Below are 3,347 nucleotides of genomic sequence, written 5' to 3' on the forward strand. Positions count from 1 at the left end.
CTAAAGCAGCGGTTGAGTTGAATGCTGCTGTAGAGGTTTTATCACCAGATGCGATCGGCACTACCCTCCGCCAAAATATGACACTGAATCGCTAATTAAGTCAATTCACTTACCTAATTAAACGTAAAACACGGAAGAGTCAAAAGCTCGCTGTCTATGCCTTCTTCCTTCTTATTACCACTTATGACAACTTTGATGCACGAGCAAATAACAGTTTTATTAATTGACGATCAATCCATTGTTTGTGAAGCCATTCGTCGAATGTTGGCATCCGAACAGGACATGGTATTTCACTACTGTAGCGATCCGACTCAAGCCTTTGACTTTGCCGAGGAGTGCCAGCCAACAGTCATCTTGCAAGACTTGGTTATGCCCCAAATGGACGGCTTGCTGTTAGTTCGATTTCTCCGCTCCAAAGACACTTTTACCTGCAATATTCCGTTAATTGTATTATCCAGTAAAGAAGACCCTATTATCAAAGCCAAGGCATTTGAACTAGGCGCAAATGACTACCTAGTGAAACCACCTGAGCGCATGGAACTGATCGCTCGCATCCGCTATCACTCCAATGCCTATTTGAATTTCCTCAAGCGACAGGAAGCTGAAGGACTTTTCAAAGCTGAAATTTTACGTCAAGCAGCATATATTGAGCAAGTTGGTAAGGTGACAAGTGCTGCTTCTGAGGTGGAACGAGATGCCTTTCAACCCGATGCACTAACAGAGGTTGCTAAACGCAGTGACGAATTAGGACAACTGGCACGAGTCTTTACTCAGATGGTCAACACTGTCAAAGCACGAGAGAAGGAATTGACTCGGGCAAATCAAAATTTGGAAGAGCTGCTGACAGCTTATGGTCGCTTTGTTCCTCATGATTATCTGCGTTTTCTGCGGAAGAAAAGTATTACTGATGTGCAATTAGGAGATCACGTCAGCAAAGTTATGGCAGTGATGTTTTCTGACATTCGCTCCTTTACTACGCTGTCTGAAAAAATGACTCCTAAGGAAAATTTTGCTTTTGTCAATACTTATTTGCAGCAAGTTAGTCCAGAAATCCGTACCAATCATGGCTTGATTGTCAAGTTTCTGGGGGACGGTATGATGGCTGTTTTTCCAGATGGAGGCAATGATGCTTTGGCGGCGGGCGTTGCTATGTTTAGAGTCGTGGAGCAATTTAATCAGGGACGACTTCAGGCAGGTGAGCAACCTATTAAGATTGGGATTGGTATTCATGTGGGTCACATGATGCTGGGCATGGTCGGCGAAGAGAACCGGATGCAGGGTGATGCTTTTTCTGACAATGTTAATTTAACGGCACGGTTGGAAGGGCTAACGAAGTTTTACGGCGTTTCTCTGCTGATTTCTCAGCAAGCGCTAGATGATTCAACTAATGCCGATGAATACCAATTGCGCTTTTTAGACCGGGCGATTGTGAAGGGTCGAAATGAGGCGATCGCGGTTTATGAGGTGCTGGATGCAGAACATGAGGATGTGAGGGTACTGAAGTTGAAAACAAAACCGGATTTTGAGGAAGGATTGAAATTATATCGGCACAAAGATAAGCTGGAAGCTGCGAGAGGCTGTTTTGAGAGGGTGATTGCTGTACATCCTTCAGATAAAACTGCTCTCCTTTATTTGGAGAGAATTGAGCAATTGATGACGGAGGGTGTGCCAGAACACTGGAATGGTGTTTGGAGTTTTACAGAAAAGTGATTTGTTTGCGATCGCTGTTCCTTCAAGTGAGCGATCGCTGTTCAAAGAACAAGACGGCAAGCAAGCGGCTGGCACAGGAACATCGGGCGATCGCGGCCAAGTGAGTATTGCAACAGTACAGTAAACCGTAACGTAACGTGAGTTCGATGGAGTTTAATCGCTACACCCGTTCGGCTGACGTTCGCTTACGTTGCCACGAGAGATACTCTGCCCAATAGTCCCCTGTTTTGTCGCGATCGTACTCCATTGAACTCACGTTGATGAGGGATACCAGTTGCCCAAACCATACAAGAAGAAAAACGTGCATTCCGCCTGTAAAGAGTCGGAGATTCTTAAGACTACGCATAATCGCTAATTCGTGCTAGGGCGTCGGTTCAGTATTAGGAGTTGACAAAAAAAAGACTTTATGAAATTAGCCAGTCCATGAGTTCGACTTTATGCCTGGTGTAATTGGCCGAACCTTATCCATTCGAGCAATGACATGAAGATTATGGACGACAGCGACTCGCCGTAGATCGAAAAGATTTTTCCGCTGCCCGATATAGCGAGCACGGTTCCCCTGCCAATGCCCAATATGAGCCAGAGAGTGTTCAACTGTAGTACGTTTTCTTAAGTCTATTCTACCAATAGCAGTGGATTGACGTGCTCGCAACTCTTGCATTAAGGCTTCATCAGGATGAATTGATACAGTCCGTCCTCTTTTACTATTCGTGCAACCAGATCTCAGAGGACAAATTGCACATTCATTCTGAGGAAAATGAACAATTTTTCCGGGTTCAAATGGGATACTTACCTGATTAGGACAGCTAATTAAATGCGTATCCCAGTCAAGAAAAAAAGAATTTTTATCAAACCTTCCAGAATTTTTGACCGGCCACGCCTTACAAAATATCTGTAATTTATCATCCCGTTGTGTCACCCAATGACTAGATAAATAAGCCCGATCGATATGTAACTCAGATAGGTGAATATTTTGCAATTTTAAGTCACGTTCTAGGTCAATTGTAGCAGCAGATTCTGGAGTATTGGCGCGTGTCAACGCCACCGCGCAAACTACACCACTCTCTAAATCTTTAAGAACGTGGCGTTTATATCCATCTATTTTTTTAGAGCGGCTTTTACGCCCATGCCGCATATCTGGGTCTTCAATAGAAATGCGACGATCTTTTGCGACCCCTTTACTTAAACTCGGAACGCCTTGTGAGTCGAAAGTCACATTTTGGGATTCAATGACTCGGGCAACATCCAGAGTCTCTTGAACTACTTCAAATTCATCACAATCAGACTGGCTTTGCATCCATTCTTCCACCGAATCTAAGCTACTTAGGATAATTAAGAGTGCATTTTGACGCTCTACTGGATTATCCCAGTTTAAATCTAAGGCCGTTTTTAAGCTGGAACTATTAAGGATGGGTGCACCTGCTTCCCGGGCAATTTCTGCTGGCTCCCGCCCCTGCACAGCAGCTATCATGCTTACTGCTTTCCGCTCATCATGACCCAATAGATTATATGTATCTTCGACTTTCCCGGCTCCCCATAACGGGGAGGAATCTAAAGCCGCTTTAAGTTGAGATGAGCCAAATCCACCTTTTTGTTTGGCAATTTCTACGGTGCGGTCAATTAAACGTTGGTCTAGT

General features: G+C 44.3%; 4 protein-coding genes. 2 read left to right on the forward strand and 2 right to left on the reverse strand.

Annotated elements, in window-relative coordinates:
- Window positions 1-156 precede the first annotated feature (156 nt).
- Complete coding sequence (locus QT990_RS35515; RefSeq protein WP_333466394.1) at window positions 157-1,710, forward strand: response regulator; 1,554 nt, start codon at window positions 157-159, stop codon at window positions 1,708-1,710.
- Window positions 1,682-1,834: a hypothetical protein gene (locus QT990_RS35520; RefSeq protein ID WP_333466395.1), complete on the forward strand. Its 153-nt coding sequence runs from the start codon at window positions 1,682-1,684 to the stop codon at window positions 1,832-1,834. Before QT990_RS35515 ends, QT990_RS35520 begins: the two co-directional genes overlap by 29 nt.
- A 36-nt stretch (window positions 1,835-1,870) precedes the next feature.
- Here the strand turns inward: QT990_RS35520 and QT990_RS35525 are convergent, their stop codons facing one another.
- Window positions 1,871-2,056, reverse strand: coding sequence for a hypothetical protein (locus QT990_RS35525; RefSeq protein ID WP_333466396.1), 186 nt, complete (start codon window positions 2,054-2,056; stop codon window positions 1,871-1,873).
- A 66-nt stretch (window positions 2,057-2,122) separates the two neighbouring features.
- Window positions 2,123-3,347 (reverse strand): transposase (locus QT990_RS35530; RefSeq protein ID WP_333466397.1); only part of this gene is annotated, 1,225 nt, incomplete at its 5' end.

The organism is Microcoleus sp. T3_B1 (assembly GCF_036700445.1).
Taxonomy (GTDB): domain Bacteria; phylum Cyanobacteriota; class Cyanobacteriia; order Cyanobacteriales; family Microcoleaceae; genus Microcoleus.

Excerpts from the sequence above, each read along its gene's own strand:
- QT990_RS35515 (WP_333466394.1), top strand. The coding sequence starts at position 157 with ATGCCTTCTTCCTTCTTATTACCACTTATGACAACTTTGATGCACGAG.
- QT990_RS35520 (WP_333466395.1), top strand. The coding sequence starts at position 1,682 with ATGGTGTTTGGAGTTTTACAGAAAAGTGATTTGTTTGCGATCGCTGTT.
- QT990_RS35525 (WP_333466396.1), bottom strand. The coding sequence starts at position 2,056 with ATGCGTAGTCTTAAGAATCTCCGACTCTTTACAGGCGGAATGCACGTT.